Genomic DNA, 17147 nt, shown 5'->3' with positions numbered 1-17147 from the left:
ATGGGCAAGATCACGGGTTTTCTCGAAATCGAACGGCATGACCGCAAGTACACCCCGGTCGCCGAGCGCGTGAAGCATTACAACGAGTTCGTCGTTCCCCTTTCCGACAGGGAGGTGCGCGACCAGGCCGCGCGCTGCATGAATTGCGGCATTCCCTATTGCCACGGTACCGGCTCGGTCGCGCCTGGCACGCCCGGCTGCCCGGTCAACAACCAGATCCCGGACTGGAACGATCTCGTCTATCAGGACAACTGGCAAGAAGCCTCGCGCAACCTGCACTCGACCAACAATTTCCCGGAGTTCACGGGACGCATCTGCCCGGCGCCGTGCGAAGCGTCCTGCACGCTCAACATCGACGACAACCCCGTCACCATCAAGACCATCGAATGCGCGATCGTCGACCGCGCCTGGGACAATGGCTGGCTGAAGCCGGAAGTGGCGACCGAGAAGACCGGCAAGAAGGTCGCGGTGATCGGCTCGGGTCCCGCCGGCATGGCCTGCGCGCAGCAGCTCGCCCGCGCCGGCCACGACGTGCACTTGTTCGAGAAGTACGCCAAGGCCGGTGGCCTGCTGCGCTACGGCATCCCCGACTTCAAGATGGAGAAGGGCATCATCGACCGCCGCGTCAAGCAGATGGAAGCCGAGGGCGTCACCTTCCACTACAACAGCCATGTCGGCGCTGACGGCAATGTCGATCCGCGCGAGATGCTGAACGAATACGACGCGGTGGCGCTGACCGGCGGCGCGGAAGCGCCGCGCGACCTGCCGATCCCCGGCCGCGACCTCCAAGGCATTCACTACGCCATGGACTTCCTGCCGCAGCAGAACCGCCGCGTCTCCGAGGAGCCGCTCGGCGGCGTCCAGGAGATCTTGGCCGGCGGCAAGCATGTCGTCGTCATCGGCGGCGGCGACACTGGATCTGACTGCATCGGCACCTCGCTGCGCCAGGGCGCGCTGTCGGTGACCCAGCTCGAGATCATGCCCGCTCCGCCTGAGCGCGAGAACAAGGGCCTGACCTGGCCGAACTGGCCGCTCAAGATGCGGACGTCCTCCAGCCAGGCCGAAGGCGCGATCCGCGAATACGCCGTGCTGACGCAGAAATTTTCCGGCGAGAACGGCAAGGTCAAGAAGCTGCACTGCGTGCGCGTCGACGACAAGTTCAAGCCGATTGCCGGAACCGAGTTCGAGCTCGGCGCCGAGCTCGTCCTGCTCGCGATGGGCTTCGTTCACCCCGTGCACGAGGGCCTCTTGAAGATGCTCGCGGTCGACCTCGACCCGCGCGGCAACGTCAAGGCCAACACGCTCGATTACCAGACCTCGCGCCCGAACGTGTTCTCCGCCGGCGACATGCGCCGCGGCCAGTCGCTGGTGGTGTGGGCCATCCGCGAGGGGCGGCTGTGCGCGCGGTCGATCGATACGTTCTTGATGGGGAAGACGGATTTGCCGCGGTAGCAGCTGTCGTCCTGGCGAAAGCCAGGACCCATACCGCGGAATCTATCCAGGGCAGACGGTACTCATCCCGAACGACCAGTCGTCGCCAAACCACTCCTTGGGGTAATGGGTCCTGGCTTTCGCCAGGACGACGACTGAGAGCTTGGCAGCGCCGATGACCACCGGGCCACGCGCAGCTAATTCTGCAACCTCACCCCCAGCATCACCACCGTCCCCGACGAGCTCGCCCCCGCGACGTTCGAATCCAGGATGTCGTGGCGTAGCGTGCCCTTGATCCAGATGTTGCGGTTGAGCTTGTAGATCAGATTGCTCTCGAGCGAGTAGGTCTTGTCGTTGCGATTCTGGTTCTGGTAGTCGAGCGTGCCGTAGGTGAACTTGCCGACGGCGGTGAGCCAGCGGCGGAAGTCGTGGTCGACTTCGGCCGAATAGGTGCGCACCAGGACGCCGGAAGAGCCGGGAATCGTGGTCTCGGCGATCTGCGTGTCGGTGAAGAACTTCACCGTGGTGAGGCCGCTCGCATTCCAGATCAGCGAGCCCGTGGTGAGGAAGCCAGAGAGCTGGCTGAGACGCGGGTCGACATAATTGCGCGCGGAATAGCCGACCGAGATTTCGCCGGTGAGGATGCGCGAGAACTCGAAGGACGAGCCGACCTTGGCATAGCCGCCGTTTGAATCGCGGAAGTAGCCGTTGCGGTCGGCGGCCTGATCGTGCACGCGGGTGTCGCCCTGGATTTCCACGAACGGCTTGAGGCCCGGCTTCAGGTCGTAGGAGAATCGCCCCACGCCGCCATACTGATTGAAGTCGCGATCGGTATTGGCAGAGGTCGAGCCGTCGGTGAGCTTTGAATCGGTGTAGGCGGTGCGATCGACGGTGGCGCCGGCCGCGACCTGGAAGCGATTGAAAGTCTGGTCGAAGCCGACGGTGGCGCCGTAGGCGGCGTAGACAGGGTATTTCTGCAGGCCGGCCTGCACGTTCGGGCTGCCGGGATTGTCGGTGGCGAGCCGCAGGCGGAGTTGCGAGGTCAGCTTGAAATCGCGGGTGACGTCGACGCGGCCGTCGACATGGCCGGTGAAATCGGGGCGGTCGACCTCGACCGGCGATGGCGAAGGGAAGCCGTTGATCGTCGCCGGCATGTTGTTGGTGTAGCCCGAGAACGAGCCGCGCAGATCAGCAACCAGCGCGTGGCGCTCCCAGTCGGACACCACAAGGAGATCGGGCGCGACCACGTAGGCCGGCGAGCCGACCGGCTTGTTCAGGCGCGCGGGGTTGGTGTCGTAGCCGGTCGAGAGCTCGAGCCCGCCCTTGATCAGGAAGCTGCCGGCATAGTCGCCGACCGCGCCGAACGGATCCTCATCCAGCTTGAGGCGGCGGCGCAGTGGCTGGCCGGGCACGTTGCCCGCCATCGCGGGCGGCACCGGCGTCCTGTGCGCGGTCTCGGACGGCGGCGGCGCGATGCGCGGCGGGGCGAGCGTCCGCTCCGGCGTTGCCGGCGCTACCTTTGAGCCGGGGCCGACCGGGCGCTTCGGCTTCGGCTGTCCGGGATAGAGCTTCGGCTGCTGCCGTTTGCGGTTGAGCGAGTCATAGCCGGAGCCGCTCGCGCCGTTGGCGGCGGGCAGGCCGTAGGTCGGGACCGGATTGGTCGAGCCTTGGCCGGCGCGCGGAGCTGCCGGCGGCTGCTGGCGCCTGCGCGGATCGTTGGGATCGGGCAGAGTCGGCAGCGCATCCGACGGCGCCTGCGGCACGCCGGCGGTGCGGCGCGTCGGCAGCGTCTCGGGGGAGGCGAAGCCGCCGCGGTTGGGATTGAACAGGTCAGGCGTGAGGCTCTGGGCGCCCGCCGGCGCGCTCTCGAAGGCCGTCAGCATGAGGCACGGCAAAGCGGCGCGCAGGAAATGCGCGCGTTTGCTCCGGCCGATGCCTGGAGACGACCCCACGATGGAAGAACTCCAACGAAATCAAACACTTTCACGACGGCCTCCCATCGGTTGGCGGGAACCATCGTTAATGGAGTTAAAACAATTATGGTTAATGACCCGTTGAGGGGTCCGGGGGCCGCGTCGCCTCCACGGCCGCGGCGTGCTAAGCAGGCGCCAACGGGCAAACGTCCCCTCCTCCCTGGATCTGAACATGCCGAGTTCGAAACCGCTGATGACCACATCATCCGGCACCATCCCTGATAGCGTCGAATCCGCGCTCCGCACGCTGGAGACGGAGAGCGGCGGCATCAACGCGCTTGCCGCCGCCCTGCGCGGCCCGCTGGGTGCGGCATTTGCGAGAGCGGTCGACCTGATCCGCAACGCCAAGGGCCGCGTCATCGTCACCGGGCTCGGCAAGTCAGGCCATATGGGCCGCAAGATCGCGGCGACGCTGGCCTCGACCGGCACGCCCGCCTTCTTCGTGCACACCGCCGAAGCCGGCCATGGCGATCTCGGCATGATCACGCCCGACGATGTCATCATGGCGCTGTCCTGGTCCGGCGAGCAGCCGGAGATGAAGAACCTCGTGAATTATTCGGCGCGGTTCGCGATTCCCATGATCGCGGTGACCTCGAACGCGGCGTCCTCGCTGGGACAAGCCGCCGATCTCGTGATCGAGCTGCCGAAGGCGCGCGAAGCCTGCCCGCACAATCTGGCGCCCACCACCTCGACGCTGATGCAGGCCGCGATCGGCGACGCCATCGCGATCGCGCTGCTCGAAGGCCGCGGCTTCACTGCGCTGGAGTTCGCGCATTTCCATCCCGGCGGCAAGCTCGGGGCGATGCTGAAATTCGTCCGCGACTACATGCGCACGGGCGCGGAAATTCCGGTCAAGCCGCTCGGCACCAAGATGTCGGACGCCGTGGTCGAGATGTCGGCCAAGGGGCTGGGCTGCGTCTGCATCATCGACGACGCCGGCGCCATCGCAGGCATCATCACCGACGGCGACCTGCGCCGCCACATGCGCCCCGACCTGCTGACCGCGACGGTCGACGAGATCATGACGAGGGAGCCGAAGACGGTGCCGCCCTCGATGCTCGCGACCGAGATGATCGAGGTGCTGAACACCCGCAAGATCACCACGCTGGTCGTCACCGAGGCCGACAAGGTGGTCGGCATCGTGCATCTGCACGATCTGTTGCGGGCGGGCGTGGCGTAGGGCCGCTGCCTCCACATCGTCATTCCGGGGCGCGCCCGCTTGGGCGCGAGCCCGGAAGGACAGTGAGAGTGTAGTGCTCCTCTCTCTCCTCCGTCATTGCGAGCGCAGCGAAGCAATCCAGACTGCCACTGCGGAAAGACTCTGGATTGCTTCGCTGCGCTCGCAATGACGGCGGTTAGAGCGGTGCCGGAAACCGCGCCGCGCTCTCCTCCAACGGCAGCCTCAAGCCGTTCGCCAGATACGACACCGTGCGGTAGAAGCCGCACAACAGCATGATCTCCAGGATCTGCGCCTCATCGTAATGCGCGGACAGCGCGGCAAACTCGGCGTCACTCAACATCGCACGGTGATGCAGCGCGTCGACGGCCGCGATCAGCGCCTGCTCGGCCACCGACCAGCACGGCGACGTCGCATCGCCGAACACAGTCGCGCGTAATTCATCCTCGGTGAGCTTTGCCGGCCCCGCAAAGATCGCAACATGCACGCCCCATTCGTACTCGCATTGGTTCAGCGCGCAGGTGCGGTTGATGACGATCTCGCGTTGGCGCAGCGAGAGCGGGCCGGGATCGAGCAGGCCGCTGGCGCGAAACTTGTCCCAGGCGCGAGCGCAGCCCGCCATCACCCGGAACAGCAGCAGCGGGGGCGCGCCGCGCATGATGCGATCGAACTGCGCCTGGATCTCCGGGGGATAAGGCGGATCGAGCGGCGCGATACGCGGCATCGGCTGGGACATGGGCCGTCTCCTTTGCTACAATTATTGTAGCGATAAGCTACATTATCTGTAGCATGACGCAAGAGGCGACGATGTCGAAGCAGGCCACTACCAGATCGCGCAGCGTGCGCGGCTCGCGCACCGGGCGGCCGATCATGGCGCTGCTCGACCTCCTGGGGCGGCGCTGGAGCCTGCGAATCCTGTGGGAGTTGCGCGGCGAGCCCCTCACCTCCCGCGGCTTGCGCTCCGCCTGCGACGAAGCTTCGCCGACGGTGCTGCAGGCGCGGCTAACGGAGCTGCGCGAGGCAGGATTCGTGGAGTTGGGCGAGGCCGGAGGCTACGGGCTGACGCCGCTAGGGCGAGAATTGTGCGAGACGTTCATGCCGCTGCACCGGTTTGCGGAGAGGTGGAAAGGCTCTTCTCCCTCTCCCCGCTTGCGGGGAGAGGGTCGGGGTGAGGGGGAGCCTCCGCGCGGACGGAAGCAGTGAAGACTCGCGGAGGCTCCCCCTCACCCGGATTGCATCTGCGATGCAATCCGGCCTCTCCCCGCAAGCGGGGAGAGGCGAAGAATCTCACGCCGCTGCCACCGTCAAATTCGCGCCGTCCACCTGCACCACCTTCACCCTTGTCCCCGCCGGTGTATCCGGGCCGGCAACACGCCACACCGTGTCACCGATACGCACGGTGCCGCTGCCGTCGATGATCGGCTTCTCCAGCGTGAACTCGCGCCCTAACAGCGCCTCGGTGCGCTTGTTCAGGAACGGGCTCGTGCTTGCGTCCGGCTTCGGCCGGGCGAGGCGGCGCCACAACGGTACGGCGGCGACAGCGAAGACCGCGAACATCACGAACTGGATCTGCCAGGACACGGCGACAGCGAATGAGATCAGGCCGACCAGCAGCGCGGCGAGGCCAAGCCAAAACAGAAACACGCCGGGCGCCAGCACCTCCAGTGCCATCAGGATGAAGCCGAAGATCAGCCAATTCCAGGTGCCGAGCGATGCGAACATGTTGGTCATGACACGACCTCTTTATTTTGGCGCATGCCCTTGTCGGAAAACCGGTGTCCACTTTTCCGAGGCATGCGCTTTACCCCTGCCGCGGGGGCACCGCCGGCGGCGTGCCGCCGGTCGGCGGCACTGAGCCGGGACGGCGAGCGGCGGCGGCGGACGCGGCACTCTCGCCGAACGTCGCCTTGGCGATCTCGCCGATGCCGGCGAGCGAGCCCAGCATGCTGGTGGCTTCCACCGGCAGCATGATGATCTTCTGGTTCGGCGCCTCCGCGAACTGGCCGAACGCCTTGATATATTTGTCGGCGATGAAATAGTTCAACGCGGCAACGTCGCCCTTGGAGATGGCTTCCGACACCGCCTGCGTCGCCTTGGCCTCGGCTTCGGCCAGACGCTCGCGCGCCTCGGCATCGCGGAAGGCGGCCTCGCGCCGGCCTTCGGCCTGCAGGATCTGGCCCTGCTTGGCACCCTCGGCGCGCAGGATTTCCGATTGGCGCTGGCCTTCGGCGGCGAGGATGTCAGCGCGCTTGACGCGCTCGGCCTTCATCTGCCGGCCCATGGCTTCGACGAGATCGGCCGGCGGCACGATGTCCTTGATCTCGATGCGGTTGACCTTGACGCCCCAGGGCGAGACCGCGGCGTCGACGACGCGGAGCAGGCGCTCGTTGATCTCGTCGCGATGCGATAGCACCTGGTCGAGATCCATCGAGCCCATCACCGAGCGGATGTTGGTCATGGTCAGGACCGTGATCGCCTGGTTGAGGTTGGCGACTTCGTAGCTCGCCTTGGCGGCATCGAACACCTGGTAGAAGGCGACGCCGTCCACCGTCACGGTGGCGTTGTCCTTGGTGATCACCTCCTGCTCGGGAATGTCGATCACCTGCTCCATCATGTTGATCTTGCGCCCGACGCGGTCGAAATAGGGCACGATCAGATTGAGCCCGGGGCTCAAGGTCTGGGTGTATTTGCCGAACCGCTCGATGGTCCAGTCATAGCCCTGCGGCACCGTCTTCACGCCGGCCACCAGCGTGACGATGACGAGCAAAACCAGAACAATCGCGAAAATGTCGAAACCGCTCATATGTCCTCCAAGGCAGGAAAAAGTCCTTTCCCGCGCTGTCATTGGTCGGGATCAAGACCCTAGCGGTTCAGCGGTCGCAAGTAACGTCGGCATCAGCGCGATTCTGCACAAGACACGCGGAGAGGGAATGCTCACGATATGTATTTGCGGAAGGCTCTTGAAAGCGAGCGGCGCAGACCTACCGACAAATATTAACACATCCGGCCATGCCATCCGCCGCGGACGGCTTCACTCGATGACGTCGTCCGCGATTGCGAGCAGGCCGGCCGGAAGCGTGACGCCAAGCGCTTTGGCAGTCTTCAGATTGATCGTCAGCTCGAACTTGGTGGGATTCTGTACCGGCAGATCGGCCGCCGGCGCTCCGTTGAGGATACGATCGATATAGGAAGCCGCGCGGCGCAGCTGCTCGGCGCTGTCGGTGCTGTAGGACATCAGCCCGCCCTCCTCGACGAAGGTGCGGCTCCAGAACACCGCGGGCACGCGCGCCTCCGCGATCGCCGCAAGCAGATCTGCGCGGTTGGCCATGGTGAAGAAGTCCGGCAGGACCAAGAGGCCGCCGTCCTTCCGCGAGGCCAGTGCGGCGATCGAGCCGGCGTCGTTCACCGGCGTGGGCTCGATGGTCACATGGAGCGTCCGCGCAGCCTCTTCGATGGTGCGCAGCATCAGGGGCGCGAACGGCGCGGTGGCGGGGTTGTAGACGACGAAGACGCGGCGGACGGGCGGCGTGACCTGCGTCAGCATCTCCAGCCATTTGCCGGCGAGCGGGCCGTCGTAATCGGTGAAGCCGGTGATGTTGCCGCCGGGATGCGCGAGGTTTTTGACAAAACCCTGACTGACGGGATCGGTGACGACGGCGAACACGATCGGGATCGTCGCGGTGCGCTGGCGCAGCTCCTCCACCGAGGGCGTGCCGACCGCGAGCAGGATGTCGGGCTTGAGTGCGACCAGTTCGTCCGCAAGGCGCGCAATCCGCGCCCGGTCGCCGCCGCCGCTGCGCCAGTCGATCCGCAGATTATCGCGCTCCTTCCAGCCATGGCCGGCGAGCGCCTCGACCAGGATGGTACTGCGCGCCTGCCCGATCGCATCCTCGGCGACGGTGACCGAGAGCACGCCGAGCCGGCGCGTCGCATCCGGCTGCTGCGCCTGCACTGAGGCCGGCAGTGCCGCGATCATCCCAAGAAGCGCCAGGAGCTCGCGGCGATTCATGGGGCACACCATCAAATCCAGCCCTGAAGCTCGCGCAGCACGAGAGCGCGGATCACGTCCATGCCAGGCTCGCTATTGTTGAGGCAGGGGATCACGGAAAACTGCTCACCGCCATTGTGCTTGAAGATCTCGGCGTTCTCCTGCGCGATCTCCTCCAGCGTCTCCAGACAGTCGGCGGAAAAGCCCGGCGTCACCACCGCGATGCGGCGCACGCCGTCTTTCGCCAGACGCTCCATGGTTTTGTCCGTATACGGCTGAAGCCACTCGTCATTGCCGAAACGCGACTGGAAGGTCAGCAGCAGCTTTGTCTCGTCCATGCCGAGCCGGCGGCGCAGCGCCTCCGTCGTGGCGATACAGTGCTGCTGATAGGGATCGCCCTTGTCGACATAGGATTTCGGCATGCCGTGGAAGGAGGCGACGATCAACTCCGGCTTGAACGGCAGGCTCGCCAGATGCGTCTCGATCGAGGTCGCGAGCGCCTCGATATAGGTCGCATCCTCGTAATAAGGCGGCGTCACCCGCAAAGTCGGCTGGTTGCGTAGGCCGGCGAGCACGCGGAACACCTCGTCGCAGACGGTCGCCGAGGTCGAGGCGGAATATTGCGGATAGAGCGGCACGGCGAGGATGCGCTCGCAGCCCTTCGCGATCAGCGCATCGATGCCCGCTTTGATCGAGGGATTGCCGTAGCGCATCGCCCAGTCCACGACCACATGACCGCGATCCGACAGCGCGACCGCGAGCTTATCGGCTTGCGAGCGCGTGATGGTCTTCAGCGGCGACTCGTTGCGCTCATTGTTCCAGATCTTGCGGTAGTCCAGCGCCTTGGTGCGGGGACGGCTGCGCAGGATGATCCCGTTCAGCACCAGCTTCCAGACCAGGCCCTGGTCCTCGATGACGCGGGCATCCGAGAGGAACTCCTTCAGATAGACCCGCACGCCGGGCGCATCGGCCGTGTCGGGCGTGCCGAGATTGATCAGGAGTACGCCGACGCGCGGCAGGGCGGATTGGGCGGCCGGTTTCGCGCTTTCGACGGGGACGACGCTGGTCATGGCTCTGTGCCTCGCGCGTTGGTCTGAACTTGTCAAGATGAGGCCGGTTTCGCTAGGGTCGCTACCCACGGGAGGGAAGATGACACTCGCGGAATGGTGCGTCCTGGGAGCGCTGCTGCTTTATCTCTCGACGATCGCCTCGATCAAATGGATCAGGTTTCGCACGTTCGACAATTCCCGGCCGCGCGACCCCGCCTTCTATGCGGATGCCATCGCGCAGCGTGCGCTCGGTGCGCACCAGAACGGCATCGAGACCTTTCCGTTCTTCGCCTTCGCGGTGCTGCTCGCCGAATACAGGGACTCGCCGCAGCGGCTGATCGATGAGCTCGCGGCGCTGTTCCTGATCGTGCGGATCGCCTATGTGCTGACCTATCTCGGCAACCGGCCGACGCTGCGCTCGATCCTCTGGAGCATCGGCTTTGCGATCAATCTCGGGATCTTCTTCATGCCGGTCTTGAAGCGGTTTCTGCCGGTGTGACTTTCTTCCTTCTCCCCTTGCGGGAGAAGGTGGCGCGAAGCGCCGGATGAGGGGTTCTATCCCATTCGCAAGACTGCTCGTGAGGAGACAGACCCCTCACCCATCTCGCCGCTACGCGGCGAGCCACCCTCTCCCGCAAGGGGAGAGGGGGAAAAAGCTCAAAAGCACGTCGTCCGTTCGGCGGCGATGTAGCCGAACAGCAGGCCGACACCGAACAGCAATACCAGGCCGGCGGCGCCGAATTCGATGCCGCGCATGAACAGCGCGCCACCGCCGTCGCGCCCGGCGCTGAGGCGGGCGGCGATGTCCTTGGCGGAGACGGCGACGATTGCGATGGCCGCGACCGTGATCGCGGTGCCCAATCCCATCAGGAAGGTCGCGGCGATGCCGGCCCAGAACAGGCCCTGTGCCAGCGCGAACACCAGCACCAGGATCGCTCCCGAGCAGGGGCGGATGCCGACGGTCAGGATCGCGGCGAATCCGCGCCGCCAGCCGCCGGGGCCGGCGAGCTCGCTCGGGGTGGGACCATGGGAATGGCCGCAATGCTCGTCATGGACGTGGTCGTGCCCATGGTGATGGGCGTGACCGTGATCGTGGTGGTGATGAGCGTGGCCATGATGGTTGTGGGCATCATGATGATGGTGATGATCGTGATCATGGTGGTCGTGCGGCACGCCGGCGATCGCCGGCACCGGGTGGGCGGCCTGGAGCGCGCGGATGAACGCACCGCCCTTGACCCAGACCAGCCTCAGCCCGAACAGTCCAATCAGGCCATAGCTCGCGATCTCGATCGCGCCTTCCGCCTTGCACATGGTCTTGGCCGTCGCATTCAGCAGCCAGGCCGACACGCCGACGATCAGGATCGCCACGAGCGACTGCATCAGCGCCGAAGCGAACGACAGCACAATGCCGCGCCGCGCGGTTTCGCGGTTGGCAACGAGATAGGAGGCGATCACCGCCTTGCCATGGCCGGGGCCAGCGGCGTGGAAGATGCCATAGGCAAAGGAGATGAACAGCAGCGTCCACACCGCCGATCCGTCGGACTTCGCCGCCCGGATGGTCGCCGACATCTGGCGATAGAATTCCGACTGTTTACTCAGCAGCCAGCCGATGAGGCCGCTGGCCTCCGGTTCGGCGGCCTGCGCCGGCCGCGGCGCGCCGAACGGGTTTTGCGCGAGAAGATCGTGGAGCGCGGCGTCGGCCACGGACACGACCAGCAGAGCGGCAACGCAGGTGAGAAGCCCGCGCGCGAACCGGGAGAGTTGCGGTTTCAAGGGCAATCCACCGTGATCTTGTTGGCGAACATCATGCCGAAATTCGAATTTTCGCCATTCAGGAAGGTCTGCTCATTGAGCTTCTGCGCGCTCGCGGTGCCGTCGTTCGGCCGCTCGAGCTTCATCTGGCAGCCCGCGGGAGCGCCGACCAGCTTCACCGGATTGTCCTTGGCCATCTGGAAGTCGATGAAGAAGGAGCGGTCGAACACTTCGAGCACCAGCTGCTTGGGCTTGACCGGGGCCTTCAGCGGCAGCGTGAAGTGGAGGGTCAGCACCGTATCCTTGTAATCAAGGAAGTAGTCGACCGGCTCCTGGAAACGCTCCTTCTTGCCGTCGGCTCGCGCAAAGGTGAAGTAGGCGTATTCCCTAAGCGACTCGACATTGGTCTGCGCCAGCGGCCCGAGCTCCTCGCGCGTATAGGCGCCCTTGGTCTTGCTCTCGAGCCCCTGCACCGCATAGGCCGAGAACATGTCGTCGAACGTCCAGGCGTGGCGCACGCCGGTGATGCTGCCGTCGGCGGCATAGAGCAGCTCGCTGGTCGCGGTGATCCAGACATGCGGATGCGCGCTCGCCGCGCCCGCCACGAACGTCATTGCGGCGGCGAGCAGGAAGCCGAACAGCCCGCGCATGCTCATCAGGCCGCCTTGGCGTCGTCGAGCAGGCCGCGGCGGCGCAGCAGCGCGTCGGGCTCCGGCGGGCGGCCGCGGAAGGCCTCATAGGCGGCCTCCGGATCGACCGATCCGCCCGAGGCGTAGATGTCGTCGTGCAGGCGCTTGGCGACCGCAGGATCGAAGATGTCGCCGGCCTCCTCGAACGCGCCGAAGGCGTCGGCGTCCATCACCTCCGACCACATGTAGCTGTAGTAGCCGGCAGCATAATGATCGCCGGTGAAGATGTGGCCGAATTGCGTGGGACGGTGACGTAGCGAAATTTCCTCGGGCATGCCGATCTTCTCCAGCTCTTGTCTCTCGAAGGCGCGCACGTCCTGCGCGGCGGAAGCCGGCTGGGTGTGGAATTCGAGATCGACCAGCGCCGAGGAGACGAACTCGACCGTGGCAAAACCCTGGTTGAATTTTCGCGCGGCAAGGAAGCGTTGCAGGAGGTCGTCCGGCAGCGGCTCGCCGGTCTGGTAGTGGCGGGCGAACTTTTGCAGCACCTCGGGCCGTTCCTGCCAGTGCTCGTAGAGCTGGGACGGCAGCTCGACGAAGTCGGTGAACACGGACGTGCCCGACAACGAGGGATAGGTGACGTTGGAGAGCATGCCGTGCAGGCCGTGGCCGAACTCGTGGAACAGGGTGCGGGCGTCGTCGGGCGACAGCAGCGAAGGCTCGCCCCCGGCTCCCTTGGCAAAATTGCAGATATTGAGAACCAGCGGCGCGACGTCGCCGTCGAGCTTCTGCTGGTCGCGCAGCGAGGTCATCCAGGCGCCGGAGCGCTTCGAGGGCCGGGCGAAGTAGTCGCCATAGAACAGCGCCTTGTGCTTGCCGTCCCCGCCCTTCACCTCCCAGACCCGGACGTCCGGGTGCCAGACCGGAACGTCCTTGCGCTCCTCGAAAGTGATGCCGAACAGGCGCGTGGCGCAGTCGAAGGCGGCGGCGATCATGTGGTCGAGCGAAAGATATGGCTTGATCGCCGCGTCGTCGAAATTGGCGCGCTGAAGGCGCAGCTTTTCGGCGTAGAAGCGCCAGTCCCAGGGGGCGAGCTTGAAATTGCCGCCCTCTTCCGCGATCAGCGCCTGCATGTCGTCGCGGTCGGCGAGCGCGCGCGCCCTCGCCGGCTTCCAGACTCGTTCCAGAAGGCCCCGCACCGCTTCCGGCGTCTTGGCCATGGAATCTTCGAGCCGGTAGGCGGCGAAGGTCGGGTAGCCCAGGAGCTTGGCGCTCTCTTCGCGCAGCTTCAGGATCTCGACGATGGTTGCGTTGTTGTCGTTGGCGTTGCCGTTGTCGCCCCGCGCAGTGAAGGCCTTGTAGACCTTCTCGCGCAGGTCGCGCCGCGCCGAGCTCTTCAGGAACTGTTCGACCGAGGAGCGCGACAGCGTGACGATGGCCTTGCCTTCCATGCCGCGCTCTTCTGCCGCAGCCTTGGCACCGGCGACGAAGCTCTCTGGCAGGCCCTGGCGGTCGGCCTCCCCGAGCTCCAGGACCCAGTCCTGCTCGTCGCCGAGCAGGTGATGGCTAAAGCTGGTGCCGAGCTGGGCGAGCCTCTCGTTGATCTCCGCCATCCGCGTCTTGGCCTCGTCGGAGAGGCCGGCACCGGAACGGTGGAAGCGGGTGTAGGTGCGCTCCAACAGGCGCAGCTGCTCGGGCGTGAGACCGAGATTGGCGCGGTTCTCGTGCAGCTGGGCGATGCGGCCAAACAGCACGGCGTTCATCATGATCGGATTCCAGTGCCGTGCCATCCGCAAGGAGACCTCCTTGTCGATCTCCAGGATGGCCGGGTTGGAATGCGCCGAGACGAGGTCGTAGAAGACCGCCGCGACCTTGCTCAAGAGCTTGCCCGAGCGCTCCAGCGCCGTGATGGTGTTGGCGAAGTCGGGCGCGGCCGGATCGTTGGTGATCGCCGCGATCTCGGCGGAGTGATCGGCGAAGGCCTGCTCGTAGGCCGGGAGGAAGTGCTCCGGCTTGATCTCGTCGAAAGGCGGGGTCGCGAACGGCGTCACCCAGGCCCTCAGCAGCGGGTTGGTCTCGGCGTCCGTAGTTTGGCGCAGTTCTGACATCACAAGTCCCGATTTTTGAGCCGATTTGTTGCAGCCAGCTATAGCACGCGATGGGGCTTTTTTGGGCCGTTTGCCCTTGCTCCCGGCCGCCTTTTCGGGGAGATTGCGGCCCTCGAAGACACGGGATCCCTGAGCTCATGAACGCGCCTGCCTCCTCTTCCCGCCAGATCGCCTGGCCGAGCGTCATCACCGTCATCAGCGCCGCCATCCTGATTGGCGCGGAGGTGTTCGGCGCGGCGTTTGCCGGCGGCTGGGCGCTCGCGATCCTGTTCGGGCTCGGCGATCAGGGCGCGCACATCCTTCAGGCCGTGCTGTTCACACTCGGCGTGCTCGTGATGACCGCGTTCATCCGCGGAGCTCAGCGCGTCGAGCCGTTCACGAAGCGCCGCTGACGCGTCGTCGCGCGCGAGACACGCGCGCTGCGCAGAAAAACTTAACGCGCGTTCATCTTCCACGTCGCTCGCGCAACACTGCGCAAGCAGGTGTTAGGCAATTCTGTTCTCAGCCTAAAAAAATTCTTGCGAAGCAGAGTCAAAACGCTTATGTGCGGATTTGCCCAATTTCGCACGTGCCTGTGGTCGTGTGTCAGTCGGTAGGTATCCGGACAAGAGGCCGGACAGCCGCCAAGGGGTGAAGAAGCCGAGGGGCTCTTCGGAAGTGCGGAAGTCGAGGACTGAAAAGTCGAGCGACCGAAGCAAACCCGGAGCGCCCAGCATCTCTCTCAAAGAGATGCCATGTCGAAGGTGACTTCGCTCTTTGCAACCGTGACTGGCAGCCGGAGGCGAACCGGCGCACCCCGCTCTCAACGGGGGACGCGACTTAAAGCAACGACGGATCGGGCTTTTTTGGTCTCTACCGGCAGTCCAACGCCGGCGCGGGCTACTGAAAAGGCTTGTCCTTCATTGCCAGGTGAGCGGGCGGGAATCTCTCCCAACCAATCCACGGCAGCACAGTCTGGTTTGAGTCGTTTGGCCTCAACGCGCCTCCATCGCGCGATGTGGCCGAAGCACTCTCATCAGACATCACGTTGATACGGCTCCCGTCGCTGGGACCGTTGGAGAGTGCTATGACCGAACGTATCCAGGAATTCCTGCGCAATCGCCGCAAGGATGGCCTCGACACCGAGCCGTGCCTCGTCGTCGACCTCGAGGTCGTGCGCGACAATTACCAGAGCTTCGCCAAGGCGCTGCCCGACAGCCGCGTGTTCTACGCCGTCAAGGCGAACCCGGCGCCGGAAGTGCTGGCCCTGCTCGCCTCCATGGGCTCCTGCTTCGACACCGCGACCGTCGCCGAGATCGAGATGGCGCTGGCCGCGGGTGCGACGCCGGATCGCATCTCCTTCGGCAACACGATCAAGAAGGAGCGCGACATCGCGCGCGCCTTCGCGCTCGGCATTCGGCTGTTCGCCGTGGACTGCGCCGCCGAGGTCGAGAAGGTCGCCCGTGCCGCCCCCGGCGCAAAGGTGTTTTGCCGCATCCTCTATGACTGCGCCGGCGCCGAATGGCCGCTGTCGCGCAAGTTCGGCTGCGACCCGGAGATGGCGGTCGAGGTGCTCGACCTCGCCAAGCGCCTCCGCTTGGAGCCGTACGGCATCTCCTTCCATGTCGGCTCGCAGCAGCGCAAGGTGAAGGCGTGGGACCGTGCGCTGGCGATGGCCTCGCAGGTGTTCCGCGACTGCGCCGAGCGCGGCATCAACCTGTCCATGGTCAACATGGGCGGCGGCTTCCCGACCAAGTACCTGAAGGACGTGCCGCCGGTCGTCACCTACGGCCGGTCGATCTTCCGCGCGCTGCGCAAGCACTTCGGCAACCAGATCCCGGAGACCATCATCGAGCCGGGCCGCGGCATGGTGGGCAACGCCGGCATCATCGAATCCGAGGTCGTGCTCATCTCGAAGAAGAGCGACGAGGACGAAGTGCGCTGGGTATACCTGGACATCGGCAAGTTCGGCGGCCTCGCCGAGACCATGGACGAGTCGATCCGGTACGCCATCCGCACCTGTCACGACGGCGCGGACATGACGCCGTGCGTGCTTGCAGGGCCGACCTGCGACAGCGCCGACGTGCTGTACGAGAAGACCCCGTATCCGCTCCCTGTGACGCTCGAGATCGGCGACAAGGTGCTGATCGAGGGCACCGGGGCCTACACGTCGACCTACTCGTCGGTGGCGTTCAACGGCATCCCACCGCTGAAGACCTACCACATCTGATCCGCCTCTCTTTCGAGGCCTGACGAACCCGGGAGCCGGCCGAGCCGGCTCCTCCCTCACATTTCGATTTCTGACGACGTCTTGGACCGGCGCGCTCGCTCACGTCGGTTCAAGCGGGGACTGACGCGCCATGACTGCTCCTCGGAAGCCACAGATCGCCCTCACCTCGAAAGCCGCTCCGTTTGCGATCCGCAGCGAGCGCGCTGGCGACGTCGCGATGCGTGAAGCGCTGCTCGATGCCTGCTTTGGCGAGAACCGCCATGGCCGGACCTGCCAGCGCCTGCGCGACGGACGCGCGCCTGCCGCAGGCCTTGCCCTGTCGGCCGTGCGCGAGGGACAGCTCGTGGGAACCGTGCGGCTGTGGCACGTCAGCGCCGGAGGCAGGCCCGCTCTGGTCCTCGGACCGCTGGCGGTCGACCCTGCCTGCCGCGAGCTCGGGATCGGCGCCGCGCTGATGCATCAAGCGCTGGCCGCCGCCCGGGCGCGCGGGCATGCTGCGGTGATCCTGCTCGGCGATGCCCCCTACTACGCCCGCTTCGGCTTCTCGGCCGACAAGACCGGTGCGCTGTCGCTGCCCGGCCCATTCGAGCGCGACCGGCTGCTGGCGATCGAGTTCGCGGAAGGCGCGCTCGACCGCGCCGAAGGGATGATCGTTCCGACCGGAGCGGCTCTGCCCAAACGGAGGGCGGTTCGCGCTCTCCAGGCGCACGCGGCCTAAGAGATTGCCATGATGGCAACGACCGAAGCCGCATCCAGCGGCCATACCCGGCTGCGCCTGACTTGATGCCTGTTCCTTTGGGGTTGCGCGAGCCCGAGAAACCCCCTTTAACC

At 65.6% G+C, this 17147-nt stretch carries 16 protein-coding genes; 7 read left to right on the top strand and 9 right to left on the bottom strand.

The features are described from left to right. A complete protein-coding gene (locus ACNJX8_RS04845) occupies positions 1–1452 on the top strand; it encodes a glutamate synthase subunit beta (protein ID WP_439359774.1) in 1452 nt (483 codons plus the stop codon). Between the two features lie 176 nt (positions 1453–1628). On the opposite strand, the gene ACNJX8_RS04840 is transcribed toward ACNJX8_RS04845, so the two are convergent. Next, positions 1629–3383, bottom strand: coding sequence for an outer membrane beta-barrel protein (locus tag ACNJX8_RS04840; protein ID WP_128939928.1), 1755 nt, complete (start codon positions 3381–3383; stop codon positions 1629–1631). 193 nt (positions 3384–3576) lie between these two features. On the opposite strand from ACNJX8_RS04840, the gene ACNJX8_RS04835 reads away from it, so the two are divergent. Continuing rightward, positions 3577–4584: a KpsF/GutQ family sugar-phosphate isomerase gene (locus tag ACNJX8_RS04835; protein WP_249759474.1), complete on the top strand. Its 1008-nt coding sequence runs from the start codon at positions 3577–3579 to the stop codon at positions 4582–4584. Between the two features lie 175 nt (positions 4585–4759). Here ACNJX8_RS04835 and ACNJX8_RS04830 read toward each other — a convergent pair whose 3' ends face one another. Then, positions 4760–5317, bottom strand: coding sequence for a carboxymuconolactone decarboxylase family protein (locus ACNJX8_RS04830; protein ID WP_439359773.1), 558 nt, complete (start codon positions 5315–5317; stop codon positions 4760–4762). Positions 5318–5388: 71 nt separating this feature from the next. Here ACNJX8_RS04830 and ACNJX8_RS04825 point away from each other — a divergent pair, with 71 nt between their 5' ends. Further along, positions 5389–5784: a winged helix-turn-helix transcriptional regulator gene (locus ACNJX8_RS04825; RefSeq protein WP_128931289.1), complete on the top strand. Its 396-nt coding sequence runs from the start codon at positions 5389–5391 to the stop codon at positions 5782–5784. A gap of 84 nt (positions 5785–5868) precedes the next feature. Here the strand turns inward: ACNJX8_RS04825 and ACNJX8_RS04820 are convergent, their stop codons facing one another. The 4 genes from ACNJX8_RS04820 to hemH form a co-directional block, all read right to left on the bottom strand. After that, positions 5869–6312: an NfeD family protein gene (locus tag ACNJX8_RS04820; RefSeq protein WP_439359772.1), complete on the bottom strand. Its 444-nt coding sequence runs from the start codon at positions 6310–6312 to the stop codon at positions 5869–5871. A gap of 70 nt (positions 6313–6382) precedes the next feature. Then, positions 6383–7384 (bottom strand): SPFH domain-containing protein, encoded by a 1002-nt coding sequence (locus tag ACNJX8_RS04815; RefSeq protein WP_128931287.1) that lies wholly within the window; start codon positions 7382–7384, stop codon positions 6383–6385. A gap of 228 nt (positions 7385–7612) precedes the next feature. Next, positions 7613–8590, bottom strand: a complete 978-nt coding sequence (locus ACNJX8_RS04810) for an ABC transporter substrate-binding protein (RefSeq protein WP_439359771.1) — start codon at positions 8588–8590, stop codon at positions 7613–7615. An 11-nt stretch (positions 8591–8601) separates the two neighbouring features. Next, positions 8602–9639, bottom strand: a complete 1038-nt coding sequence (gene hemH / locus ACNJX8_RS04805; RefSeq protein WP_439359770.1) for a ferrochelatase — start codon at positions 9637–9639, stop codon at positions 8602–8604. Between the two features lie 79 nt (positions 9640–9718). Between hemH and ACNJX8_RS04800 the strand changes: the two genes are divergently transcribed. Then, the gene (locus ACNJX8_RS04800; protein ID WP_439359769.1) at positions 9719–10117 is read left to right on the top strand and encodes an MAPEG family protein; all 399 of its coding nucleotides are present in this window, start codon (positions 9719–9721) and stop codon (positions 10115–10117) included. Positions 10118–10275: 158 nt separating this feature from the next. Here ACNJX8_RS04800 and ACNJX8_RS04795 read toward each other — a convergent pair whose 3' ends face one another. From ACNJX8_RS04795 to ACNJX8_RS04785, 3 genes are read right to left on the bottom strand one after another with little or no spacing between them, the layout of a single operon-like run. Then, on the bottom strand, positions 10276–11391 hold the full coding sequence (locus tag ACNJX8_RS04795; RefSeq protein ID WP_439359768.1) for a nickel/cobalt transporter: 1116 nt from the start codon (positions 11389–11391) through the stop codon (positions 10276–10278). Further along, positions 11388–12026: a DUF1007 family protein gene (locus ACNJX8_RS04790; RefSeq protein WP_439359767.1), complete on the bottom strand. Its 639-nt coding sequence runs from the start codon at positions 12024–12026 to the stop codon at positions 11388–11390. Before ACNJX8_RS04790 ends, ACNJX8_RS04795 begins: the two co-directional genes overlap by 4 nt. Beyond that, positions 12026–14107, bottom strand: coding sequence for a M3 family metallopeptidase (locus tag ACNJX8_RS04785; RefSeq protein WP_439359766.1), 2082 nt, complete (start codon positions 14105–14107; stop codon positions 12026–12028). Before ACNJX8_RS04785 ends, ACNJX8_RS04790 begins: the two co-directional genes overlap by 1 nt. Positions 14108–14244: 137 nt before the next feature. Between ACNJX8_RS04785 and ACNJX8_RS04780 the strand changes: the two genes are divergently transcribed. The 3 genes from ACNJX8_RS04780 (at position 14245) to ACNJX8_RS04770 (ending at position 17034) form a co-directional block, all read left to right on the top strand. After that, complete coding sequence (locus ACNJX8_RS04780; RefSeq protein ID WP_091892120.1) at positions 14245–14499, top strand: hypothetical protein; 255 nt, start codon at positions 14245–14247, stop codon at positions 14497–14499. Positions 14500–15173: 674 nt separating this feature from the next. Further along, positions 15174–16316, top strand: coding sequence for a type III PLP-dependent enzyme (locus tag ACNJX8_RS04775; protein WP_249759466.1), 1143 nt, complete (start codon positions 15174–15176; stop codon positions 16314–16316). Between the two features lie 130 nt (positions 16317–16446). Further along, a complete protein-coding gene (locus tag ACNJX8_RS04770) occupies positions 16447–17034 on the top strand; it encodes a GNAT family N-acetyltransferase (protein WP_439359765.1) in 588 nt (195 codons plus the stop codon). Positions 17035–17147: the final 113 nt, after the last annotated feature.

Origin of the sequence: Bradyrhizobium sp. SPXBL-04 (assembly GCF_051853035.1) — a bacterium.
GTDB classification, from domain to species: Bacteria; Pseudomonadota; Alphaproteobacteria; order Rhizobiales; family Xanthobacteraceae; genus Bradyrhizobium; species Bradyrhizobium zhanjiangense.
Note: the sequence above shows the minus strand (reverse complement) of the source record. Positions and strands in the feature narration are given on the sequence as shown.

What these genes read in the sequence shown, in the direction of transcription:
- ACNJX8_RS04775 (WP_249759466.1), top strand. Translation starts at nt 15,174, where the DNA reads ATGACCGAACGTATCCAGGAATTCCTGCGCAATCGCCGCAAGGATGGC.
- ACNJX8_RS04815 (WP_128931287.1), bottom strand. Translation starts at nt 7,384, where the DNA reads ATGAGCGGTTTCGACATTTTCGCGATTGTTCTGGTTTTGCTCGTCATC.
- ACNJX8_RS04820 (WP_439359772.1), bottom strand. Translation starts at nt 6,312, where the DNA reads ATGACCAACATGTTCGCATCGCTCGGCACCTGGAATTGGCTGATCTTC.
- ACNJX8_RS04770 (WP_439359765.1), top strand. Translation starts at nt 16,447, where the DNA reads ATGACTGCTCCTCGGAAGCCACAGATCGCCCTCACCTCGAAAGCCGCT.
- ACNJX8_RS04790 (WP_439359767.1), bottom strand. Translation starts at nt 12,026, where the DNA reads ATGAGCATGCGCGGGCTGTTCGGCTTCCTGCTCGCCGCCGCAATGACG.
- ACNJX8_RS04785 (WP_439359766.1), bottom strand. Translation starts at nt 14,107, where the DNA reads ATGTCAGAACTGCGCCAAACTACGGACGCCGAGACCAACCCGCTGCTG.
- ACNJX8_RS04825 (WP_128931289.1), top strand. Translation starts at nt 5,389, where the DNA reads ATGTCGAAGCAGGCCACTACCAGATCGCGCAGCGTGCGCGGCTCGCGC.
- ACNJX8_RS04845 (WP_439359774.1), top strand. Translation starts at nt 1, where the DNA reads ATGGGCAAGATCACGGGTTTTCTCGAAATCGAACGGCATGACCGCAAG.
- ACNJX8_RS04800 (WP_439359769.1), top strand. Translation starts at nt 9,719, where the DNA reads ATGACACTCGCGGAATGGTGCGTCCTGGGAGCGCTGCTGCTTTATCTC.
- ACNJX8_RS04780 (WP_091892120.1), top strand. Translation starts at nt 14,245, where the DNA reads ATGAACGCGCCTGCCTCCTCTTCCCGCCAGATCGCCTGGCCGAGCGTC.
- hemH (WP_439359770.1), bottom strand. Translation starts at nt 9,639, where the DNA reads ATGACCAGCGTCGTCCCCGTCGAAAGCGCGAAACCGGCCGCCCAATCC.
- ACNJX8_RS04835 (WP_249759474.1), top strand. Translation starts at nt 3,577, where the DNA reads ATGCCGAGTTCGAAACCGCTGATGACCACATCATCCGGCACCATCCCT.
- ACNJX8_RS04810 (WP_439359771.1), bottom strand. Translation starts at nt 8,590, where the DNA reads ATGAATCGCCGCGAGCTCCTGGCGCTTCTTGGGATGATCGCGGCACTG.
- ACNJX8_RS04830 (WP_439359773.1), bottom strand. Translation starts at nt 5,317, where the DNA reads ATGTCCCAGCCGATGCCGCGTATCGCGCCGCTCGATCCGCCTTATCCC.